This window comes from Paracoccus onubensis (assembly GCF_003591515.1).
In the GTDB taxonomy this organism is placed as follows: domain Bacteria; phylum Pseudomonadota; class Alphaproteobacteria; order Rhodobacterales; family Rhodobacteraceae; genus Paracoccus; species Paracoccus onubensis.
Genome location: NZ_QZCG01000001.1, coordinates 249,654 through 272,679, shown reverse-complemented (window position 1 = coordinate 272,679; position 23,026 = coordinate 249,654). Strand labels below are relative to the sequence as shown.

General features: G+C 61.5%; 19 protein-coding genes. 5 read left to right on the top strand and 14 right to left on the bottom strand.

The genetic code is table 11. From position 1 onward, the window contains the following. Positions 1–11: 11 nt before the first annotated feature. Positions 12–608, bottom strand: coding sequence for a dimethylsulfonioproprionate lyase family protein (locus D3P04_RS01315; RefSeq protein ID WP_119745128.1), 597 nt, complete (start codon positions 606–608; stop codon positions 12–14). A 203-nt stretch (positions 609–811) separates the two neighbouring features. Between D3P04_RS01315 and D3P04_RS01310 the strand changes: the two genes are divergently transcribed. Next, a complete protein-coding gene (locus D3P04_RS01310; RefSeq protein WP_119745127.1) occupies positions 812–2,107 on the top strand; it encodes an NAD(P)/FAD-dependent oxidoreductase in 1,296 nt (431 codons plus the stop codon). An 8-nt stretch (positions 2,108–2,115) separates the two neighbouring features. On the opposite strand, the gene D3P04_RS01305 is transcribed toward D3P04_RS01310, so the two are convergent. The 6 genes from D3P04_RS01305 to D3P04_RS01280 form a co-directional block, all read right to left on the bottom strand. Then, positions 2,116–3,084: an ATP-binding cassette domain-containing protein gene (locus tag D3P04_RS01305; RefSeq protein ID WP_119745125.1), complete on the bottom strand. Its 969-nt coding sequence runs from the start codon at positions 3,082–3,084 to the stop codon at positions 2,116–2,118. Continuing rightward, positions 3,081–3,992, bottom strand: coding sequence for an ABC transporter ATP-binding protein (locus tag D3P04_RS01300; RefSeq protein WP_119745123.1), 912 nt, complete (start codon positions 3,990–3,992; stop codon positions 3,081–3,083). Before D3P04_RS01300 ends, D3P04_RS01305 begins: the two co-directional genes overlap by 4 nt. Continuing rightward, positions 3,989–4,810: an ABC transporter permease gene (locus tag D3P04_RS01295; RefSeq protein WP_119745121.1), complete on the bottom strand. Its 822-nt coding sequence runs from the start codon at positions 4,808–4,810 to the stop codon at positions 3,989–3,991. Before D3P04_RS01295 ends, D3P04_RS01300 begins: the two co-directional genes overlap by 4 nt. Positions 4,811–4,816: 6 nt before the next feature. After that, entirely contained in the window at positions 4,817–5,752 is a 936-nt protein-coding gene (locus tag D3P04_RS01290; RefSeq protein ID WP_119745119.1) for an ABC transporter permease, read from the bottom strand. Positions 5,753–5,854: 102 nt separating this feature from the next. Next, positions 5,855–7,444, bottom strand: a complete 1,590-nt coding sequence (locus tag D3P04_RS01285) for an ABC transporter substrate-binding protein (RefSeq protein WP_119745117.1) — start codon at positions 7,442–7,444, stop codon at positions 5,855–5,857. Positions 7,445–7,541: 97 nt separating this feature from the next. After that, a complete protein-coding gene (locus D3P04_RS01280; protein ID WP_119745115.1) occupies positions 7,542–9,167 on the bottom strand; it encodes an amidohydrolase in 1,626 nt (541 codons plus the stop codon). A 262-nt stretch (positions 9,168–9,429) separates the two neighbouring features. Here D3P04_RS01280 and D3P04_RS01275 point away from each other — a divergent pair, with 262 nt between their 5' ends. Then, entirely contained in the window at positions 9,430–10,380 is a 951-nt protein-coding gene (locus D3P04_RS01275; RefSeq protein WP_220475230.1) for a LysR family transcriptional regulator, read from the top strand. 47 nt (positions 10,381–10,427) lie between these two features. Here the strand turns inward: D3P04_RS01275 and D3P04_RS01270 are convergent, their stop codons facing one another. The 7 genes from D3P04_RS01270 to D3P04_RS01240 form a co-directional block, all read right to left on the bottom strand. Next, positions 10,428–11,459 (bottom strand): P1 family peptidase, encoded by a 1,032-nt coding sequence (locus D3P04_RS01270; protein ID WP_119745111.1) that lies wholly within the window; start codon positions 11,457–11,459, stop codon positions 10,428–10,430. A gap of 309 nt (positions 11,460–11,768) precedes the next feature. Beyond that, entirely contained in the window at positions 11,769–12,467 is a 699-nt protein-coding gene (locus tag D3P04_RS01265) for a glutathione S-transferase N-terminal domain-containing protein (RefSeq protein WP_119745109.1), read from the bottom strand. Beyond that, positions 12,467–13,399 carry a LysR family transcriptional regulator gene (locus tag D3P04_RS01260; RefSeq protein WP_119745612.1) on the bottom strand — a complete coding sequence of 311 codons (933 nt, stop codon included), beginning with the start codon at positions 13,397–13,399 and terminating at the stop codon, positions 12,467–12,469. Before D3P04_RS01260 ends, D3P04_RS01265 begins: the two co-directional genes overlap by 1 nt. A 112-nt stretch (positions 13,400–13,511) precedes the next feature. Further along, entirely contained in the window at positions 13,512–14,981 is a 1,470-nt protein-coding gene (locus tag D3P04_RS01255; protein ID WP_119745107.1) for an MFS transporter, read from the bottom strand. Between the two features lie 71 nt (positions 14,982–15,052). Next, the gene (locus D3P04_RS01250) at positions 15,053–17,011 is read right to left on the bottom strand and encodes a TonB-dependent receptor domain-containing protein (RefSeq protein ID WP_182912696.1); all 1,959 of its coding nucleotides are present in this window, start codon (positions 17,009–17,011) and stop codon (positions 15,053–15,055) included. A 265-nt stretch (positions 17,012–17,276) separates the two neighbouring features. Then, complete coding sequence (locus D3P04_RS01245; RefSeq protein WP_119745103.1) at positions 17,277–17,873, bottom strand: flavoprotein; 597 nt, start codon at positions 17,871–17,873, stop codon at positions 17,277–17,279. 22 nt (positions 17,874–17,895) lie between these two features. Then, on the bottom strand, positions 17,896–18,672 hold the full coding sequence (locus D3P04_RS01240) for a class I SAM-dependent methyltransferase (protein ID WP_182912695.1): 777 nt from the start codon (positions 18,670–18,672) through the stop codon (positions 17,896–17,898). 345 nt (positions 18,673–19,017) lie between these two features. On the opposite strand from D3P04_RS01240, the gene D3P04_RS01235 reads away from it, so the two are divergent. From D3P04_RS01235 to D3P04_RS01225, 3 genes are read left to right on the top strand one after another with little or no spacing between them, the layout of a single operon-like run. After that, positions 19,018–20,433: a MaoC/PaaZ C-terminal domain-containing protein gene (locus tag D3P04_RS01235; RefSeq protein WP_232844851.1), complete on the top strand. Its 1,416-nt coding sequence runs from the start codon at positions 19,018–19,020 to the stop codon at positions 20,431–20,433. Positions 20,434–20,478: 45 nt separating this feature from the next. Next, positions 20,479–22,026 (top strand): ABC transporter substrate-binding protein, encoded by a 1,548-nt coding sequence (locus D3P04_RS01230; RefSeq protein ID WP_119745097.1) that lies wholly within the window; start codon positions 20,479–20,481, stop codon positions 22,024–22,026. Continuing rightward, on the top strand, positions 22,023–23,024 hold the full coding sequence (locus D3P04_RS01225) for an ABC transporter permease (RefSeq protein ID WP_182912694.1): 1,002 nt from the start codon (positions 22,023–22,025) through the stop codon (positions 23,022–23,024). Before D3P04_RS01230 ends, D3P04_RS01225 begins: the two co-directional genes overlap by 4 nt. Positions 23,025–23,026: the final 2 nt, after the last annotated feature.

Genomic DNA, 23,026 nt, shown 5'->3' with positions numbered 1-23,026 from the left:
GACCGGCGCGTTCAGCGGACATCCAGCAACCAGAGCGCCAGCAGCGGCGCATCCTCATCGGCCGCCATGGCATGCAGGATCCCCGGCGGGTTATAGAACACACCGCCGATTCCCGGCGAGAACCATTCGCCCCCACCCTGCAGGAACCTGCCCGGCGACAGGACAAGATAGACCTCGGGCGGGGCATGATCGTGATCGGGATATCGGGTGCCGGGGGCCAGAAGCGACATGCCGATCCACAGATCCCTCCGTCCCTCGATTCCGCCCGGCCCGACGATCATGGCGTTGGCATGACTTTCGGCGAAATTCGTGCTGGCATTCGGTGCCGGTCCCGGCCGCGCCCTCCAGACCAGCCGGGGCAGCACCGCATGCAACCGGCCGGCAAGCTCGCTCAGAGGATGGCCTTCCTCCGCGATCACATCCATCGCCGGTGTCAGATATTCGCAAACCGGCAGCAGATGCCCATCCGCTTCGCTGGCTTCCCCGATATCCTGCAGCTTTTCATATATCCGACCGACCATCGCATCCGCGTTACCGTCGGTTCTGGATGCCAGTACATCTTTCAGGCTGGCCAGAAACGCGGTCAGATCGATATCCCGTTCACTCATCGGTATCTCCTTCTGTCTTGCCGTTGACTGGCCATTGCCACCCCGATCATGACGCCATGTCATATTCGCTGCAACGCCATGCAGGGCGCAAGTTCGATAAGTCCGGCTTATCAAACTTGCCATTTGCCTTCCTTGGTCAGGCATCGGGCGGCGGTTAGGTTCCACGCTGTCCGGCAGGCCCGGGCAGGCAAGGAGAAGCGACGATGAAGCATGCGCCCGCCTATAAATCCGTTTCCGGCTGGAACGTGCTTCTGCCCGCGCGGAACGCCCGGCAGGATCCGCCTGCCACGCGGCGGTTCCGGAATATCGTGATCGGGGCGGGATTTACCGGGCTTGCGACCGCGCATCGACTGGCCGAGCTTTGCCCGGACGAGGATATCCTTGTCATCGAGGCCGCGACGCTTGGCGAAAGCGCCTCGGGCCGGAATTCGGGATATCTGCTGATCAATCCCGGCGAACCAAGCGCGAATGCCACGGATTTCACGGATGACTGGGCAACCCGGCAGATGGCGATGGTTCAGGCCGGGTTCGACCTGCTTCGCACAAGGGTGGAAACCCACGGCATCGACTGCGACTGGAACAGCGATCCACTGGCAATCACCGCCGCCGCCACGGGCCGGGTCGAGAAAAGCGCCCGCGAGACGAGGCGGAAATATCAGGAATGGGGACTGAACCCCAGCGAATACGACCGCAAGGCCCTGACCCGGATCATCGGAACCGATTATTACCGCTATGGCCTGCAATCGCTGACGCGCGCACTGATTCAGCCCGCAGCCCTGCATCGCGGGCTGGGCGACGCGCTGCCGGGCAATGTCCGGCTGCTTGAAAACTGCGCGGTACGGGCGCTGGGCGGTGACACGCCTTATCGTCTGGCCACGGACCGGGGCGAATTCGTCGCGGATCGCGTATTCGTCACCAACAACCTGCATGCGCGCTTCTTCGGCATCGCCCGGAACCGGATGATCGGCATCTATACCTATGGCGCCTTCACGCCGGAACTGGACGACCGCGATCTTGAGCTGCTGGGCGAAGAACCCGATTGGGGGATCCTGCCGGCGCATCGGATGGGAACGACGATGCGCAAGACCGGGCGTCGCCTTCTGATCAGAAGCGGCGATTCATACGAGCGGGAAGACGCGCCCGAGAAAGCCCGCGCCATGCTGACCCGGCTTTATCGCAACCGCTTTCCGCATATGAAGACGCATGATCTTGAACATGTCTGGGGCGGCGTCACCGCCGTGACCCATAATGGCAGATTCACGTTCGGTCAGGTCGGGCCCGGCATTTATGCCTCTGCGGGCTGCGATGGCGCGGGCGTCCTGCGTGGCACGATCCACGGCACGCTGCTTGCCGAACTGGCCTGCGATTCGCGCTCGCCCCTGCTTGAGGAGCGGATGCAAATGGGCGGCCCGGATTGGCTTCCGCCCGAACCCTTGCGTTATATCGGGGCAAGCACCCTGCTGATGCTTGAACAATGGCGGGCCGGCAAAGAGCGGTGATCCACTCATCAATCCCGAAGCGAAAGCCTGACCCGATGGCCGGGATCGATCTCGACCAGTTCGGATGGCATGGGTGCCGTGAAGACATCGGGTGTGTTGCTTCCATCCATGGCAAAACTGCGCCCCTGCGGAAGCGGCACATCCGTGAATCCGGCTGCGGGGTCGCGGGCCCGGATTGCCACATCGGGATCGGGGATCTCGGCGATCAGCCGGCGGGTATAGGGATGGACGGGATTGGCGAAGATATGTTGCCAGCTTCCCTCCTCGACGATCTGGCCGAAGAACATCACCGCAACCCGGTCACTCATATGTTCAACCACGCTGAGATCGTGACTGATCATCAGATAGGACAGGCCGTATTTTTCCTGCAGGTCCAGCAGCAGGTTGATGATCTGCGCCCGGATCGACACGTCCAGCGCCGAAACCGGTTCATCCAGAACCACGATCTCGGGTTCGAGGATAAGCGCCCTTGCGATGCCGATCCGCTGTCGCTGCCCGCCCGAGAATTCATGCGGATAGCGCCGGGCCTGATCGGCGGTCAGTCCCACATTGACCAGCATCGTCTCGATCCGGTCGGCGATTTCGCTTGCCGAACGGATGCCGTGAAGACGCAGCGGTGCGGCAAGCGAGGCATGCACCGTCTGGCGGGGGTTCAGCGACGCATAGGGATCCTGGAACACGATCTGCGCGGCCTTCGCGCGCTGCATCCGGTCAGGCGCGCCGGGGCCGCTGAACGGCGCGCCGCGAAAGCTGACGCTGCCTGAACTCGGCTCCTGCAGGCCCATGACCGTCAGGGCGGTGGTGGATTTCCCACAACCGGATTCGCCGACAATGGACAGGCATTCGCCTTTCTCCAGCGTCAGGCTGAGCCCGTTCACCGCGTGAAGCAACCGCCGGCCGGTACCCAGCAGGCCGCCTCCGGCGATGGGAAAGCGGACATGAAGATCATCAATCTGCAACAGCGGTGTGCCGGTCATGCGCTTTCTCCGTTGGCAGCCCCGCGCGGCATGATGAAACGGGTCTCGGTCAGGACCGAGCGATCCGCGATCACGCTGTCGATATCGACCAGCCGCTGGCGGCCATGCGTCAACCGGCTGCCCAGACGCGGCAGCGCGCCCATCAGGCCGCGCGTATAGGCATGCCGGGGGTTGGAAAACAGCGCGACAGTATCGTTTTCCTCGACCAGACAGCCGGCATACATGACGCCCACACGCTGACAGATGCTGGCGATCACGCCCAGATCGTGACTGATGAACAGCACCGCGGTGCCCCGCGCCGCGCAAAGTTCCTTGATGAGCCGCAGCACCTCGGCCTGAACCGTTACGTCCAGCGCCGTCGTCGGTTCATCGGCGATCAGCAGATCCGGGTCGCAGGCCAGTGCCATCGCGATCATCACCCGCTGCCTCAGGCCGCCCGACATCTGGTGCGGATAATTGCCCACCCGGCGTTCCGGATTGGGCACCTTGACACTGTCCAGCGCGTGGACAGCCAGCCGCCGCGCCTCGCGCCAGCTTTTGCCCTGATGCAGAACATACATCTCGGCGATCTGGCGGCCCACCGTGGACAAGGGATTCAGCGCGGTCATCGGTTCCTGAAAGATCATCGCCACGCGGTCGCCCCGCAGGTCGCGCATCCGGCGCGGCCGCAGCTTCAGCAGATCCTGCCCCTGAAAGACGACCTGCCCGCCCGACACCTTCAACGGCTTCTTCAGCAGACCCATGATCGCCAGAGAGGTGACGGATTTCCCCGAACCGGATTCACCGACTAGCCCATAGGTCTCGCCGGGCATGATCTGAAATGAAATATCCTGCAATATCGGCAGGTCGCCGCTGCGGTGCGACAGGACCAGATCGAGGTTGCGGACATCAAGAAGGGGTTCGGTCATGTCTTGCGCGTCCTCATATGCGGGTCGAGGCTGTCACGCAGCCCGTCACCCAGCAGGTTGAAGCCAAGCACCGACAGGAAGATTGCAAGCCCGGGGAAGATCGCCGCCCATGGCGCCAGCCGGATCAGTTCGCGCGCATCCGTCAACATCGAACCCCAGCTTGGATAAGGCGGCTGGATACCAAGGCCCAGAAAGGACAAGGCCGCCTCGGCCAGCACGGCGGCGCCCATGCCCAGCGTCGCCATGACCAGAATCGGCCCCATGATATTGGGCAGGATCTGGGTCATCATGATGCGGATATCGCCATAGCCAAGCGTCTGCGCGGCCTGCACATATCCCTGCGATTTCAGCGACAGGGTGGAACTGCGGGCGATGCGGCAGGTCCAGCTCCAATTCGTCAGGCCAAGCGCGATCAGCAGCGAAACCAGCCCCGGCCCAAGGACCGCCATGACCGCCAGTGCGAAAATCAGCGAGGGGATGGCAAGCATGACATTGGTCAGCCCGTTGACCAGATCGTCCCACCAGCCGCCCCAATACCCCGCCGAGATGCCCAGAGCCACGCCGATCAGGGTATTGATGATCTGCGACACGATCCCCACCGTCAGCGAGATCTGCGCGCCATAGAGGATCCGGGAATAGACGTCGCGCCCCTGCGAGTCGGTGCCGAACCAGAAGGTGGAATCCGGCGGCAATTGCGAGTTCATCAGATTGGCGTCCAGCACCGGATCGAAAGGCGCAAGCCAGGGCGCAAGCAAGCCGCCGATGATCACCAGCGCCGTCAGGCCGCCCCCCAGAAGGATGTTGAATCCCAGCTTCATCAATCTTTACCTCTGCTTGATGCGCGGATCGATCGCGGCATAGATCAGATCGACGGCCGTATTGATCAGCAGGAACCACAGGACGATCACAAGGATCGTGCCCTGCACCACCGGGATATCGCGGATCGCCACGCTGTCCACCAGAAGCGACCCGATCCCCGGCCATGCGAACAGCTTCTCGATCACCACCGCCTGTCCGATCATCGAACCGAACTGAAGCCCGACGGTCGTGACCACCAGCACAAGCGCATTCCGCGCCACATGCCAGCGCACGACCTTGCTTTCGCTCATGCCCTTGGCATGGGCCGTGCGGATGAAATCGGCGTTCATCACGTCCAGCACGCCCGCCCGCGTCGTGCGCGCCAGCAGCGCCAAGGGCGTAACGCCCAGCGTGATCGCGGGCAGGATCAGGTTACGCAGCGAGCCGTTGCCATAGCCGAAACTGGGCAACCAGCCCAGTTGCAGCGCAAACACATACATCAGCAGCAGGCCCAGCCAGAATTGCGGCATCGACAGGCCCGAGACCGCCCCGATCATGGTGACCGAATCCAGTATCGAACCGGGACGCATCGCCGCTATGAAACCCAGCGGAACCCCGATGACCACCGCAAAGACCATCGCGGCGACCGCCAGTTGCAGCGACGCCCACATCCGGTCATTGATCAGTTGCAGAACTGGCTGCCGGGTGCGGAAACTCGTGCCCAGATCCAGATGCGCAAGATCCATGACGTAGTTCAGGAACCGTTGCGGCAATGGCAGGTCAAGCCCGAGTTCCCGGTTGAGTTGCGCGATCATTTCCGGATTGGCGGTCGTCCTGCCATCCGAAAACAGGCTGGCCGCGAAACTTCCGGGCACGACGCTGAAGATCACGAAGATCAGCAGCGCCACGACCAGAAGCGTCGGGATCACCTGCAAGATACGTCTTATGGTAAACTGAAGCATGCTCGGCCTTGTCCAGAGGGGCTGTCTGCCATCGCCGGATATGACGGCGCTGGAAGGGACACAGGCCGCCACCACCGGCCAGCGGCGGTGGCGGGATTTCCCTTACAGGCGCGATTCGGGCGCGCTGTCGTCGATCCAGATCTCGTCATAGGGTTGCAACGCCAGTTCATTGGCATTCGGCACCAGCCCATGCACCCAGGGCTGATAGGCCATGACCGCCTTGTTGTAGTTGAAGAACCAGACCGGCGCCTCGTCCTGCAACAGGTTGTTGGCCTGACGCAGCAGATCGGTCTGTTTTTCGGGATCGAGTTCCGCCTCGGCCGCTTCGAACAAGGCGTCGAATTCCGGGTTCGAGAAGGCTGTGTAATTGCACGAACTTTGAGCGGTCTTGGAGTAGAAGCATCGCAGCACGCTAAGCGCGTCGGGGCCGGTCTGATTGGACCAGATGAAGGCCTGGAAATCGCCGGAAGACACGGTTTCGCCAAGGGCCGCGCTTTCGATCGGCTTGGGCCTGACGGTTATGCCGACCTCGTTCAGCATCGGCAGGATCGCCTCGACGATCGGGACGCCCCAGCTTTCGTCCGGCGTCGCCGTCACCTCGAATTCGAACCCGTCCTCGTAGCCTGCCTCTGCCAGCAGCGCCTTGGCCTTTTCGGGATCGTATTCATAGGGCTTCCTGTCCGCATCGAATGCGCTCAGGGACATCGGCAGCCATCCCACCGCCGGATAGGCCTTGTCCTTCAGCAGCCTTTCGATGATCAGCGGCGAATTGATGGCGTGATTGATCGCCTGCCGGACCCGCTTGTCCTGAAACGGTTCGTATTCCGGGCTGAAACCGATATTCCGGGTAAACACCTCGGCCACTTCAAGCAGGTTGTCCTTCAACGCCGGATCTTCCTGATAGGACTGATATTGCGTCGACCCCAGGATCGACACATCCACCTCCTGATTGCGGAAGGCGACGTCGCGGGCACTGCCTTCGGCCATCAGAATGATATTCACCCGGTCGAGATAGGGTTTGTCATCGTCGTAATAATCCTCGAACTTCTCGACCACGACCTGCGAACCGGGAATATGCTCCTTGAACACGAAGGGACCAAGACCCACAGGATCGGTCGCCTGCGTGGCCACGTCCACGCCCGCGGGATAGATCGCCATATTGTTTTCCATCAGGGCGAAACCCGGCTCGGCCGGTGTGGTGAACGTGATTTCCAGCGTCTTGTCGTCTATCTTCTTCAGACCCTCGATCTCGTCGGTCTCGCCCGCGATGAACTCGGCCCCGCCCTTGATCGTGCTGATCCGTCGCGCGCCCGGAAAGGCATTCGCGGGATCCGCGATCCGCTTGTAGCTGAAGATCACGTCATCCGCCGTCAGCGGATCGCCGTTATGGAACACCGCGTCGGGAAGCAGGTGGTAGGTATAGACCAGACCGTCATCCGAAATATCGACCGATGTCGCAAGCTCAAGAACCGGCTTATTCGCGGTCGCGTCCCATGAATACAGTGTCCGATGGATCGCCTGCGAGATGAACATCTCCTGAATGCTGGGGCTTGAGTGGATATCCAGCGTCGCGAAATTCGATCCATATGGCGCCGTGAAATTCAGCGTCCCGCCATGTCGCGGTTCTTCCGCAAAGGCGCAGATTGCCGTGCCAAGCGCCAGAACTCCGGCAAGTGAAATCCGTTTGAACATGCTAGTCTCCCTGTAAGCGCCGCGGTTTTTCTGATGATGCGGCATTGCTCCCGTGATTGCGCCGCGGCGTCGGGGCCGCGGCTGACAAGTCGTTTCATTATCGCGCGTCGTGAACCACCTTGCCGGCAAGGATGGTCAAAAGGCAACCGGTCTGTGTCAGCAGGATATCTGTATCGTCGCCCAGCAGATCCTGATCGAAGACGGCGATATCCGCCCATTGGCCCGGCACCAGCCGGCCCTTGACGTTCTCGGCCTTCTGCGACCATGCGCCGTTTTCGGTATAGACCTGCAACGCCTCGGCGGCGCTCAGACATTCCTCGGCGCCCAATACTGTGCCGCCAACGGTCTTGCGCGTGCGCATCGCGTGAAGGTCATGGAAGGGATTGGGTGAGCAGACCGGGGAATCGGACCCGGTCGAGGGGCGCATGCCGGTCCGCATCCAGGTTCCGATCGGATAGGAACGAAGGCCCCGCTCTTCCCCGAGGACGGAAAGATAACTGTCGCCGAAATTATGAATGAAAGCCTGCTGTGGCGCCGGCAAGATACCGGCGACGCGCATCCGTTCCTCCTGCTCGGGAGTCGAGTATCCGCAATGCTCGACGCGGTGGCGGCGGTCAGGATCGGGATTGTCGGCCAGCGCCTTTTCATAAGCGGTGATCAACTGCTCGATCGCGCCGTCGCCGATGGCATGACAGGCCATCTGATATCCCCGGTCGTGACAGGATTTGACCAGCGCCTCAACCTCACTGTCGGGAAGCATCTGGACGCCCAGGTTATCGGGCTCGTTCACATAGGGGGCCTTCATCCACGCGGTCCGGCCACCTGCGGAGCCATCAAGGAAGATTTTCACCCCGCCCATGCGCAGCAGATCGTCGCCCACGCCCGATATCAGCCCCGCGCGCCAGCATTCCTCGACGATAGAGCCGTCCGGATCGCCAAGGATGGTCAGCCAGACCCGGACCGGCAGGCGATCCTGCAATCTTGCCGCCTGATAGGCGCGGATCTCGTCCATTCCCGCGATCTGGCCGACGGCGGCATCCATGCAGCTGGTGATACCGAAGGCAAGCAGATGCCTGCCCGCGCGTTCGATGGCGGCCACCAGATCGTCGAATTCGCAGCGCGGCATGGCGGATGTCACCAATGCCTGCGCATTCTCGGCCAGCAATCCGTTCAGCCGATCCCCGTCACGCCCGATCACCGCCCCTTCCGGCGTGGGCGTATCCCCGGTCACCCCAGCCAGTTCCAGCGCCTTCGAGTTGACCACCGAGATATGACCGCAGGCCCGCGTCACCACCACCGGGTGATCCGGTGCGACCCGGTCCAGATCGTCGCGTGTCGGATGGCGGCCGGTATCCAGCTTGACCTGATCATAGCCACGCGCGCGGATCCAGCTTCCCGGCGGCGTTTCGGCGACCCGCGCTGCGACCTGCGCCAGCAAAGCCTCCAGCGTAGGCGCCGCTTCCGGGGTCACATTCACCCAGCCCATCACCAGCCCGGTCGAGATCAGGTGAAGGTGATTGTCGATCAGCCCGGGGCAGGCGAAGCGGCCCTGTAGGTCGATCACCTCGCTGCCATCCCCTTTCACCGACAGCATCTCGTCATCCGATCCTGTCGCCAGAACCTTGCCCTGCCAGATCGCGACAGCGCTGCAGGTGCCATCCTCCCGACCACGCCATATCTTACCGTTCACAAGGATCAGATCAGCGTGGACATTGGATGACATCGATTGCGCCTCGGCTGCTGGTTGGAAACCGCCACCAATATGCACGACACGTCCAATCAGAATGCCCCGCCCGGTAGCAGGAGGCGTAAGGCCCTGATTGACCTGAACTTTCTGTCCGTGTCGCGCCAGTCTGGAAACCGGTCTGCTTTGCCCTACCCTGAAAGCTTGGCATTCATCATGCAAATACACTTACGGCAATATATGATGCATTTATTGCATAACCATGCAAAAATAATGAATTACACGCGCAAAAACGGAGGGGATGATGGAGATCAAATGGCTTGAGGATTTCGTCTCGCTTGTCGACACATCAAGCTTTTCGCGCGCGGCAGAGCAGCGGAACGTCACTCAGCCGGCATTCAGCCGAAGGATCAAGCAGCTTGAGACATGGCTGGGAACGATCCTGATCAGCCGCGCCACGCTGCCGCCCGAACTGACGCTTGCAGGCCAGCAATTCCTGCCTGTCGCCCGCGAAACGATCCGCACCTATTACGGCCTGCGCGAGACATTGGGTCCGTCGGCAGGCCCGGGTCTGATCCGCTTCGCCGCGCTTCACACGCTGACCGTCACGGTGTTTCCCGAATGGCTGGGCAAGCTGCAGACGGAAGGCCGCAGCTTCCCGACATCGCTGCTGCCGGATCGCGGCGGCATCGAGGCGAATCTTGACGCGCTTGTTGCGGATGAAGCGGATTTCTTTCTGACCTATGCGCATCCGATCGTTCCGTTTCATCTGGATCGCAGCAGGTTCCCCTATCTCACCATCGCGGGCGACAGGCTGATCCCGCTTGCCGCGCCCCTGCTGCATACCGATACGGGCACACTGCCCGGCAAGGGCATTCTGGACCGGGCCGTCACATCGGGCATACAGATCCCTTACCTCAGCTATGGCCTGAACTCGTTCTTCGGCATCGCGCTGCTGCGTTTGCTTGCGCAGCGCGCTTCCTTCCGGAAACGCGTCACCCATGAGAACACGATAAGCGCAGGGCTGATGAGCATGGCGATATCGGGCGCGGGCCTGTGCTGGCTGCCGGAAAGGCTGGTGCACGAGGATATGCGGGCAGGCCGTCTGGTCCCGGCATCGGATGACAGCCGCTGGACGCTGGATCTGGATGTCCGGCTTTATCGCCACTCTGGCAACCGCGTCGGCGCGGTCGAGGCGCTGTGGCGGGCCGCTTCGGAACGTGCCGGCCAGCCGCCTGTCACGCCATCATGAATGGCAAGCCCCGCAAGATCGTCCTTCGGCAAGTTCCGCGATGATCTTCATGACAACGGATTCTGCTTCAGCCAGTCCGGCAAAGCAGGAAAGATCCGGCCATCGCGACCTTGCGCCGGTTCCGCAAGGCACAGCGCGTTCAGGACGGCTTCCTGCGTCGCCTCGGCGGCGGCGCGAAAGACCAGATCGATATGTTCATCCGACAACCGCCCCTGGGTCACGACATCGGCATCGGCCGGAAACACGACCGGATCGGCGGTGGTGAAGCACAGCACGATATCGCCGCTGCCATGACCCCAGAAAGCGCCCAGCCGCGCAAGACCAGCGGCGCCACGCCGCGCCACTCGCTGAAGCTGACGGTCGCCCAGGGGCAGATCGGTGGCCATCACCACGATCACCGAACCCCGTTCGGCCTCGGCGCGCCGCGCCGGTCGGGGCCGCCGGCCATCCGGCAGGATCAGGTCCCCGGCATTTCCGAAATTCGCCAGGACGAGAGCGGCAAGAACATGACCGCCGCCGATCTGCAGACAGCGCGAGGCGGTGCCGATACCGGCCTTGAAACCAAAGGCCGTCATGCCCGATCCTGCACCCCGGGATCCCTGCATAAACCGGCCGTCCAAAGCGGCATCCAAAGCAGCCCCGGCATGATCGGGGGTGACGGCCAGCGCCTGTATATCGTTGATCTGACCGTCATTGCATTCGCAAACCAGCGCGTTCACCGTCGACCAGTCCCGGCCGATCTGCGGATTATCCGCGATTGCGCGCCGGATAAGCGTTTCGGTGCAAGCGGCCACGCCGAAAGTGTTGGTCAGCAAAATCGGCGTCTCGATCATGCCAAGTTCAGCGAGCTGCATCAGCCCGGTGGATTTTCCGAAACCATTGATCACCTCGACCGCCGCGCGGGGGCGCAGGCGGAAGATATCCTTGCCATGCGGGACGATCGCCGTGACGCCGGTCATCAGACCCGGCCCCCGGATGTCGCAATGCCCGACCCGGATACCGGGCACGTCGGTCATGGCATTCATCGCACCGGGCGTCATCCCGGTCGGGACCAGCCCCCAATCCCTGGCTGTCTTCATCCTGTCCCTCCCCGACCGCCGCCGCCGTTTCCGCAGCCCACACCACCGGATGCCGCGGCCATGCCGATCCTTCGGCATTTCCGCGATATGCGCAAGGTCCAGAGCATATCGCGCCTGGCTGGGGATTCGCGTCCCCTTCCTCTGCTTCTTCTTTGTCCAAATACCTCGGGGGTCGCCGGCGGGTCGCGCCACTGGTTCGAGAGACCTGCCGGCGACGGGGCTCGCCCCCGGCCATCGCGGGACGCAAATGACCGGACTGGCCATGATGCCGCGCTTTCAGCCCCGCCAGGAGCGTGCCATGATCGCGATCTATGCGCTGGGCATCAGGTCGGGGGTCGGCAGGGCGATGCCGTAATGTCCGGCACAACGCTGAAACCATTGTTCGACCGGATCTTCGGCGGGAAGAAGTGATGCGCCGGTGCAAACGCGATGCCATTGCAAGCTGCCGAACAGGATGTGGTCGGCAAATGCAGGTGTGTCGCCCGCAATCCAGCGCTGCCCCTCCAGAACCGCCCTGACCGGAGCAAGCTTTTGCGGGAAGCGCCCCGCCTCACCGGCGGAGCGCATGGCGATTTCTTCTATCTCCGCATCGAAGCGTTTTCGCCGCACCGCCCGAAAATGTTCCTGATCGGCCGGAGGCATCATGTCATGCATCTGTTGAACGACGATCACCGAAAGCAAAGGGTTCAGAACCGTATCGCAAAAATGCTCGATCATGCGGGCCAACGCCTTCTGCCCATCGTGAGGAAAAAGACGATTGCCGCTATAAGCCTGCTCAAGGTGCAGGGCGATGCCGAAACTGTCGCCTTCGAGCCGGCCATGATCGTCCAGCACCGGAACACTGCTGAAGCCTCCGCCGGCGATCTGCGAAATTTCTGCAAAGGACACCGGGCGCAGATCGAAATCCAGACCCTTGTGCTTCAACGCAAGGATCACCTTCCAGACATGAGGCGAATAATGCCGCAGACCATCCGCCGCGCAAAGACTGTAAACCGCCATTCCCGCCATCAGCGAACTCCGCCGACAAGCGACGGAAGCTTGCCGAATTTAGATTTCGGACGAACAGGCGCCAGAGCGTCTTCACCGCCATCCAGAATCGAGCGGATCACGCCGACTACGGGATCATTGGCCCGTTCCGCCAGATAGCCGCACAGGATGCGGACGGATTTGCGTACCTCGGACAACACGCTGATGCCGTTCCCCGGCTGCGCCGCGGCATGGATCACGCCGATCCCGAATCCGTCCGCAATCAATTTCCTGGTAACCGCCTCGTCGTCGACATGGATGATGCGGCGAGGGCGGAAATCATGCTCGGCAAAGAACCTGTCGGCGATGCGGCCATAGCAGGACTGATCCGGCGGACAGATGCATGGCACATCCTGCAAGACGTTCAGATCACCGCCGCGCAGACGTTCGGCATATTGCGGCGCGCCTGCCAGATAGACGCTGCAGCGTGTGATCTCGATCGCGGTCAGATCGGTCTGTTCCTCTTCGGGTTCGACATAGAAGCCCGCGTCGAGATAGCCGTTCCGAATACCACTGAGCACGCCGGCGGACGGGCCGCGATCAAGCTTGACCTCAAGTTCCGGGAAACGCGAATAAAGCTCGGTCAGCAGCCTGCGCACCGTGTCCCGGCACGAACAACGGGCGGCGCCGATGCGCAGCTCACCTGTCAGGGAGCCGCGCACCCGGCTGGCCTCTTCCAGAAAACGCTGATGCTGCTCAAGAAGTTTCTCGGCAACCACCAGCAGGCGCGAACCGCTTCGCGTCACGGACATGCCGCGGGAATTACGCTCGAAAAGCTTGACTTCGAGACTGTCCTCCATCGATTTGATATGCGCACTGATGGCCGGCTGGCTTCGATAAAGGATCTCGGATGCACGGGTGATACTGCCCTCGCGGACGACCGTGACGAATGTTCGCAATTGATTGATATCCATGCCAGAACCTCGGAAAATGCAGGGAACTTCAAAGAACCGCCAGGCTCCGCGTCTGCCTTGCAACAGGTGCTGGGTTGAAAACATTGACAACATATCAAAGTTGCTCGGCTGGTCAAGAGTTACCGCTCCGTCGCTGGGGCGTAATCGCGTGATCTGCCTGTTGAGTACGCATCCCCGATGACAAAGCAATGACAAGCGACAGAATCGCAAGACCGCCCGCCAATGCGAAGGTCACGCCCATGCCGCGCGATATCGCCTGCGCCCCGGCGGCCGACAGATCGGCGCTGCCGGTCGCAATAGTGAATGCCGCGCCCATCGCCGAGGCTCCGGTGATCAGCCCCAGATTGCGCGACAGGCCGAGCACGCCGGAAATCACGCCCCGCCGTTCCTGCGACACATCCATCATGACGACGGTATTATTCGCGGCCTGAAACAGCTGATAGCCGGGGGTCAGGATCGCAAGCGCGATCACATAGCCCGGGGTTCCGATCAGGTTCGGCAGGCTGGCCAGAGCGAATGCGCCAAGTGCCATCTGCGCCAGCCCCCAGATCACCACGGCGCCGGCCCCCAGACGATCGACCAGACGCCCCGCAGGCACGCCGCTAAGCGCCGAGATCGCCGGGCCGACCGACATGATCAACCCGACAATCGCGGGCGGATGCCCCAATGCGCGCGCCAGATAGAAAGGCCCTACCACAAGCGTCGCCATCATGATCGTGGACACCAGCGCACTCATTATCAGGCTGGCATTCAGGCGTTTGTCGCGGAAAACCGACAGATGAATCAGGGGCGCGGCGGCGCGGCGCTCGATCATGACGAAAACGGCCGCCCCCAATGCGGACATGATCAGCAGGATCAGGTTCTGCCGGTGCAAAGCCCCGCCGTCTGCGGTCACCGCAAGGGCATAGGCCGCCAGCGCCAGCCCGAGAACCAGCATTCCGGGCTTGTCGAAAGCGCGATGATCGACCCGCCCGCTCTGCGCATCCGGCGGCAGATATCGTCGCGCAAGCGCCAGTGCCGCAAGTCCCATCGGCACCATCACGGCGAAAATCGCGCGCCATCCGAAACCCGAGATCAGGATACCGCCCAATGACGGTCCCAATGCCGTGCCAATGGCCGACATGGTTCCCAACAGTCCCATCGCACTGCCCGTCCGCTTTTTCGGGACGCTGCTGCGGACCAATGCGACGGTCAGCCCCATCAGGATCGAGCCCGCCGCGCCCTGCAAGACCCGCGCGGCGATCAGCAGCGGCAGCGTAGGAGCGATGGCGCATAGCGCGGATGCCAGCGTAAAGACACCGATGCCCCATGTCAGAACCCGGCGATGCCCCGCCAGGTCGCCCAGCCGTCCGGCGCTTACGGTCAGCACGGTGATCGCCAGAAGATAAGACAGCACCACCCATTGAACCTGTGGAAAACCGGTATCGAAACTCTGCGCCAGAGACGGCAGCGCGACATTGGGAATGCTGATCCCCAGCGAGGACAGCAGCATCGAGATCGCCAGAGCGACAAGCGCCCAGCCCGGCGCGGACGCGCCCTGCCTCTGTTCTGCCTTGTCCGAAAGGTCCGGTTTGCGTTCCATCTCGTCTTCTCCGTCCTTGATGGTCCTTCCCGGCCTGGCATGGCCGGGAACAGATGTCGCAGGCCGGCAGGTCAGAAGCGAATCGTTCCCGAAACCCGAAGACTGCGGCCCATTTCGTACAGGTTGGACCATCCATCCACACCATAATAGGCGGTGGAATGATCCAGATATTGCTCGTCGAAGATATTGGTCAGGGCGAGGCTGTAGCTTTGGTTTTCCTTCGGCCTCCAGGTGACCGACAGATCGTGGACATCGTAGGAAGGCAGATTGTCCAGTTCGAAATCCGCCGGCAGGTCGGTCTGTTTCAGCACGAAGGTGCTGGTCCAGTCGATCCGAATCCGCTGCGACGGCATGTCATAGCCAAGCGCGAGAATGACCTTATCGCCCCCGGGCGTGACTCCGTTCAGCCAATCCCCCGGGCTGACCGGCTCGCCGTTATATTTGACGTCGATATGGCTGTAGTGAAGATCGGCGGATAAATTGCCCCAGTCGCGCCCCAGATTGACGGTAACCCCCCTGGATTCGATATCGCCGTCATTCTGCCGGAACCACGGGCTTCCCCGGCCCTGCCAGGAGCGGATCTTGTCCTCGATCTTCGATGTAAAACCCGTCATGCCCATCCGCCAGCCGCCGCCATCATAGTCGAAACCCAGTTCGGCGGTGCGGGCCAGTTCCCCGGTCAGCGAGGTGTCGGTTTCGTCGCCCAGCCCCAAAGGCCAGATCAGGGTCAGGCCCTCATAGGGCTGCACACCGCGAAACGCCTCTCCCCAGGACGCGAACAGCGCCAGATTCTCGTTCGGCTCATAACGGAGGCGCAGATTCGGGCTGAAATGCACGCCCTTGTAATCATTGCCATTCATATCTTCCAGCACCGCCCGGTCATAGCGCAGCCCCGCGGAAAGCAGCCATTGATCGGTCGGCGTATAGTCGACCTGCGCATAAAGCCCGTGATTCCCGCCCGTTTCCGAATTGTCGCGTCCCTCGCCATCGCGCCCCCGCGATTTCGTCCATGTATAATCATAGCCATAGGTCACAGCGATGCGGCCGAATTCCGAGCGGTTGCGCAGATCGATCCCGCGCGTATACCAGTCCGCGGTCTGATCCACCTCGATGTCACGATATAACCGGCTATGCGTATCATAGGCCGAAAGGGTCATATCGATCATCGGGTTACCGGCCGGGTCATAGCGATAATTCAGCGAGGTGGAACGCCAGCTCAGTTGCTGATCCTCGGGAATGGCATCCGGCAGATAATCCGGAATCCCGAAATTCGAACGGTATGCCCGGCGTCCCTCGTCCCGGCGATAGGTGGTGCTGAATGTCAGTTCCTGCCCCTCTGCCGGGCGGAAACGCAGCTTGACCAACCCGTCCATCGGCTCGTTATCCGTGTCGGCGACCTTGTTGCCATCACCGTCCTCGTAATTTCGCGCCCATGATTTCGTGCCATAGACCAGATAGGCAAAACGATCATCCGGCGTCCCGTAAAAGGCCACCGCCGGCGCGATCCGGCGGCCATTGGTCTGGGCCGAGAATTTGAGCATGACGCCCTGATTGCGTCCCGGAAGCAGCAGATCCTCGGGATCCTTGGTCTGATAGCGCAGGGAACCGCCAAGCGCGCCGGGTCCGGCAAGGGCAGACCCCGCCCCCGCATCGACCTCTACCCGTTTCAGCAGATAGGGATCGATGCTGAAATTGCCGGAATGGGCATACATGTTCCCCCCCTGCCGGGCGCCGTCGACCGTGACCCCCAGCATCGTCTCTTCGATGCCCCGGACATAGACTTTCTGCGCCGCCATCCGGTTCGCACCGCTGACGACCACCTCGGGGCTGTCCGAGAAGAGGTCGTTCAGGGTATCGGGTTGGCGTTTCTCGATGTCTTCCGCAGAGATCACCTCTGAAACCGCGTCATCCTCGCCGGGCAAGGTAAGCGTGATGGGGGACAGGGGAACCGTACTGTCCTGCGCCATCACCGGACTCGCCAGCAATGCGGCAAGGATCACAGTTCCCCGGAATTCGTTACGATGCGTCATCAGGCATTCTTTCTTACAACAGATTAACGGCCATATGCCGCTGCCGGGGCTGAACGCTCGAAACTGCGTATTGGCTGGGGACACGGGTGGGTGCCGCGTCAGGAGACGACAGGCACAAATTGCAAAACCGAAAACCGGTTTCACCTTGTCCAGGGACATCGGACAGAAAAGGTCGCGGCGATATCGCCACGCAGCAGCGCCGATGGCCGGGATCGCGGCAGGGGCAAAAGCCGCGTGTGACATCGTCCGGGCACATTCCGCGCCTTCACTGAGCAGCCTCGATCCGGACCGCTTCGGCGTCAAGCTTGCGCCGGATCACGGCAAGCACATCCTCGGGCTCGGGCAGGGTGTAATGGCCGTACATGCGTTGATAATGCGGCTCGTACTGGTCCTTCCAGGCAGGCTCGATGATCTCATGCCCATCTTCGCGGATCATCGCGACATTGCGCTGCACGACCGGGCGATCCCACATCGCGGGCCCCATGACCGGAAAGAAGACGATCGGGAAATTGCCCACCAGAAACATCATCGTCAGCCGGTTCATGGAAGTTCCGGCCGCCGCCGCCGAAAGCGTGTTCGCCGTGGCCGGCAGGACGATCATCAGATCATGGCCGGCTGCGATCAGGCCGGGCCGGTCGGTGCTCCAGTCCTTCGGGCTTTCGCCGCAGATCACCCGCTCGACGATCAGGGAAAGACTGTCGACATTGACGAAATTCATCGCGTCCGGCGTCAGAATGACCGAGATCGAACACTCCAGCCCCGCGCGGATCGCACGAATATAAGCGGGCACCAGCATGGCATCCACGGATCCGGTCACGCCGATCAGAATGCTGGGTTTCCGGCTGCTTTCGGCATTCGGCATCGAAATCTCCTTGATATCGAAATCAGTTGGTGGCCGAACCCGGCCAGGTCGTCTCGGTCCGCCGGCGCTCAAGCGCGGCCTCGTATGAATAGACATGACCGGACAGGGCTTTTTCGACGTCAAGCCCGATACCGGGCAAGGTCACCGCGATCCATTTCTGATTGAACGGATGCGGCCATTCGAAATGGTGACAATCCAGACCGGCGTCATTCACGATATTCGAAATGGTTTCCTTGCGATATCGCACGATATCCGGATAAAGCCATTCCTCCCCTTCGTAATCCGTGCCATCCAGCGATTCGAAGAATGTCGCGAGAAAAACGGTTTCCGGAACCATGACCTTTTGCGCCTCGGTCATGCATTTTGAGACCTGCCATTGCGGCGCGTGGGTGAAAATGGAATTCGCCATCAGAAAATCGAACTTCCGGTCGAATTTCGTAAAGGTGAAATCCTCGTCGATGATGAAGGTCGGCTGGCGGCGGTTCACCTGCTCTTCGCCGAAATGGCTTTGCAGACCGTCCTGAATCAGCCATTCTTCCCGATCGATCCCGAAATACCTGCCGGGACGCAGATACAGGATAGCGAAACGCCCGCCGCGCAGAGAACCGCAGCCGATATCAAGCAGACTCGAGGTTTCGCGCATTCCGAACAGCGTCAGCAGGTTGAACTGCGTAACGCCCACGAGGTCATAGTAATTCGGCGGACCGACAAAGGACCGATAATGGTCGCCGCCGATATCCTCGACCTCTCCGAACTGACTATGAAGGCCTTCTTTCCGGGACAAATCGATATTATCCACCTGTTCCTCCATTTGAGACAGGGCGTGTAAGACAGGGAACTGAGTTGGGCAGCATCTAAAGGCTGCGTAAACATTGTCCGATAAAATTACTGGGTCAATTCAGTTATATTGAGGCCAGATATTACCTTCGATTATACCTCGGAAATGCCATCAGGAATTCTGAGGTCTTCACTCGGAAGAAATGATTGGCGGCGCCGGCCCGGCTATGGTGGATTTACGGCGCAAACCAACATATGGCACGTCATGGAACCTCGGCCTTCCTGGGAACTCGAAATTCCAACGAGCGATCAAGCAACCCGGCACTGTCTTCAGCAGGCGCGTCTGACCGGCGCGAAGGCGCTGCGCATGATGGGATTGCATCAACGGGCGCAGCTGATCCGCGGCCTGACCAAAAAACTGCCGCACCTGACGGGATCGGGTTATGAAGCGCCACTGGCGCGCCTGTCCGGCATGGCGGCATCGTGTTTTTGCGACTATCCGGACGGAAAATTCGTTCCCTGTTCGGCGGCCTTCGCGGAAGGCGACTCGCTGACGCAATGGATCATGATGCCCCGGAAAGGCATCGCATTCCTGTGCGGGACAAGCGACGAGGCGGTGATAGAGGCCATCGGTCCCGCCATCCTGTCGGGCTTGCCCTGTCTGCTTTGCTGTTCGGGGCATGGTCCCGCGACGGATGTCGTTTGCGCCATCACCGATCAGGCGCTGCTGCCGGATGGCGCCTTGCAGCACATTCCCCTTGATCCGGCCGATATCGCCCCGCATCTGACAGCCGGAGATGTGGTCTGCCTGCTTGATCCCCGGCCTTGCTCGGCCGCGTTGTCGTCCCATCCCCTTGTCTTCACGGGCAAGGTCTCACTCGAACATGTTTCCGGCGAATCCCATCTTGCCGTTCTTGGTCCGGATCTGACGCCAGGCTCCCCGGAATTCCAGGACTTCGTGACCCGGATGACAGCGGACAGATCAGGACTTGGGCCGGATGTTCATCTGCCGCGCGCGCTGCTGCCCGCGGTCGACGGTCTGGATCTGCGCCTGACACCCTATGATCAACCCGAAGAGGTTACCGCAGCCGCGTCCCATGCGGGGCCGGTTTATCTGCATTTGACGTCCCGGGACGGGGTGTTCCTTTCCACGATCCTTAACGCATTGGCCCCGTATTGCGCACAGATAACCCTGAATGGCAAAACCTGCTCGGGCGAGCGCGACCCGCTGCGTTTCATGGCCCGCACGACCATCAGTGCATCCGCCGATCAGATGACCCGGCTGACCGGGATCTGGCATCGCGGCGCCTCGGTCCGCCAGAACGGGCATCCGTTCCGCAAATCGCTGGAGCAACTGGCCCCCGGCGATCGCCTGATCACCCCGGAACACAAGATCACCTGCGAAGATGTAGAGCGGTTCGCCGATCTGACGGGAGATCATTTTTATGCCCATATGAATGCCGAGCATGCGAAAACGCACCCATTCTTCGAGGATCGCGTGGCGCATGGGCAGCTGATCGTCTCGATCGCGAACGGATTGCTGGTGGATCCCGATCCCGGCCCGGTCCTGGCCAATCTGGGCTGCAATGCGCTGCGTTTTCACATGCCGGTCTATTTCGGCACGTCCATTCATGTCGAGATGACCTGCAGGCAGATCACTCCGCGCCCCAGCGGCAATCTTGGCGAAGTCCGCTGGGACTGCCGCGTTCTGGATGGCGATGACAAGCTGATCGCCGAATACGAACTTCTTACCCTTGTCTCCAAGCAATGGCCCTCTGAATAAGGGGCCCGGCCAGGTTCGGCAGCGACAATCTGCAAAGAAGATAACATGCAAATTCTCCGAACCGTTCTTCTGGTGCTTGCAACCATGCTTGCCTCTCCGGCGCTGGCGCAAGACGACAAACCGCTGGTGATCACGGATACCCGCGGCGACCGCGGCATGCTGGCGCCCTATGTCCATGCACGCAACGGCATCGCCTATCTTTACACCAGTTATATCTTCGACAGCCTGATTGCCCAGAATTCAAAGGGCGAACTGGTTCCGGGCCTTGCGGAAAGCTGGACACTGTCCGAAGACGGCCTGACCGCCGATCTTGAGCTGAACCCCAAGGCGCGCTGGCATGACGGCCAGCCGGTCACGGCGCAGGACGCGGCGTTCACCTTTTCCTATATGGCGCAGAACCCCTATCCCTTCGCATCCATCGGGAATATCGAGCAAGCCGAGGCCATATCCGATCACCATCTGCGACTGACACTGAAAAAGCGGGATGCCGGGCTGTTCTCGGGCCTGTTGCTGGCCTTGCCGGTTCTGCCCCGGCATATCTATTCCTCGCAGACGGATCCGGGGCATTTCGCTTCTCCGGCCGCCGCGACCGGCAGCGGGCCTTATCAGCTTGTCGAATATGACAAGGCGCAGGGACGATATGCCCTGAAGGCCAACCCCGATTATTATCGCGGCCAGCCCGTATTTGACGCGGTGATGATCGTCACGATGTCCGCCGATGCCGCCCTTCAGGCGTTGAATAATGGCGAGGTGGACGTGATTTCCTATCTGCCGCCAGAGCGGGCAGGCGATGCCGAGGCGGCAGGACAACAGGTAGTCGCCGCACGCAGCGGCCATGTCGTCAAAATCGGCTTCAACCATGAAGGAATGTTTGCCGATACGGACATGCGGCAGGCACTGGCCTATGCGCTGGACCGGCAGGCGATACTGGATATCACATCAACCCGCGGAGAAGCCGCGCTGGCCGATACGGGCTATTTCCAGTCTGGTTCGCCCTGGCGGGAAAACGTGGCGGACCCGGCCTATGCCCATGATCCCGGACACGCCGCCGATCTGCTGGAAAAACAGGGGCTGACCCGTGGTGCGTCCGAAAAATGGCAGCGCGACGGGGCGCCGGTCACGCTGAGGCTTCTTGCGGATGGCGCACAGGCGCGGGTCGCTCAGGTCGTCACCGATCAGCTTGAGGCTTTCGGTTTCACGGTTGACCTGCGGCTGATGGAACAGGCGGCCTTGCAGGCGGTTCCGGCCGGGGGCGATTACGATCTGTTGATATCGTCAGCCAGCACGACCGGAGATCCAAGCGATATCGCAAGCCGGGTCACGGGGCAGTCGTGGAACGCCGACCGCTATCATGGCGATGGAAAGCTGGACGAGATCCTGCAGAAGGCGGGGCAATCCGCGACGCCGGATGAACGACTGACGCATCTGCACGAGTTTCAACGGCTTTATGCCAGGGAACTGCCTTCGCTGATGCTGCTGGATCCGGTCATGGCGACCGCGCATAATGACCGGGTGGACCTGAGTTTCATGCCGGATGGCGCATTGATCGGCATTCCGACGGCCATAGACAAATCGGCCTTCGTCACGGAATGACGGCCGGGGCAATTCCGATATCGGGCAGGGCATGGGCCGCCGCGCTGCTTTGGGGACTGACGGCGCGGTTTGCCGTGCTGATGCTGGTCGTGCTGGTGATCTTTATCCTGCCGCGCCTGCTGCCCGGCGATCCGCTGGGCGTCATGCTGTCCTCGGATTACACGCAGAACCTGTCGGAAGCCGGACTGGCCGAGTTGCGCGCGCGCATGGGTCTTGCCGGCGGCTGGGCCGAGCAATTCGGCGCATGGCTAAGCGATCTGCTTCGGGGGGATCTGGGTTATTCGGCGACACATGCCCGGCCGGTGGCCACGCTTATCGCCGAAAGCCTGCCCTGGACCCTGCTTCTTATCCTTGGTGCAATGCCGGTCTATCTTGTTCTTGCGGCACTGGCCGGTATCGGCGCGGGCCGAGCGGCGGGCGGCGGATTTGATCGTGGCCTGACCGGCTTCGTGACCGTATTGGCAAGCATTCCGCCATTCGTCACCGCAATCCTTCTCATGCTTGGCCTTGCGATCCTCTGGCCCGTCTTTCCCGCCGGCGGCGCATTGCCGATGCTTCCCTCCGACCAGTTGATGATCAGAACAGGCCAGATCGCCCGTCATGTGATCCTGCCCGTCACGGCGCTGGCATTGCATGAATTCGCCCGTTTCTACTATCTCGCCCGTGGAGAAGCGGTCGTATTGGCACATCGTCCCTTCGTCATGAACGCAGTCGCGCGCGGCCTGCCGCCCCGTCGTCTGCTGACGGAGTATTACGGCCGCAACATATTGCCGATCTTCATCGCCCGGCTCAGCGATTCGGTCTCGGGGCTGGTCAGCGCGGTGGTGATCATCGAGATCGTCTTTTCCTATCCGGGCATCGGCGGCCTGATCTATGGCGCGATTCTGGACCGGGATTACACATTGCTTCAGGGCACCACCATCGCCGTGGCAGCGGGCCTGCTGGCGCTCAACTGGCTGATCGATGCAGCCGGCACAGCGCTGGCCGGGCGGGGCTGAGC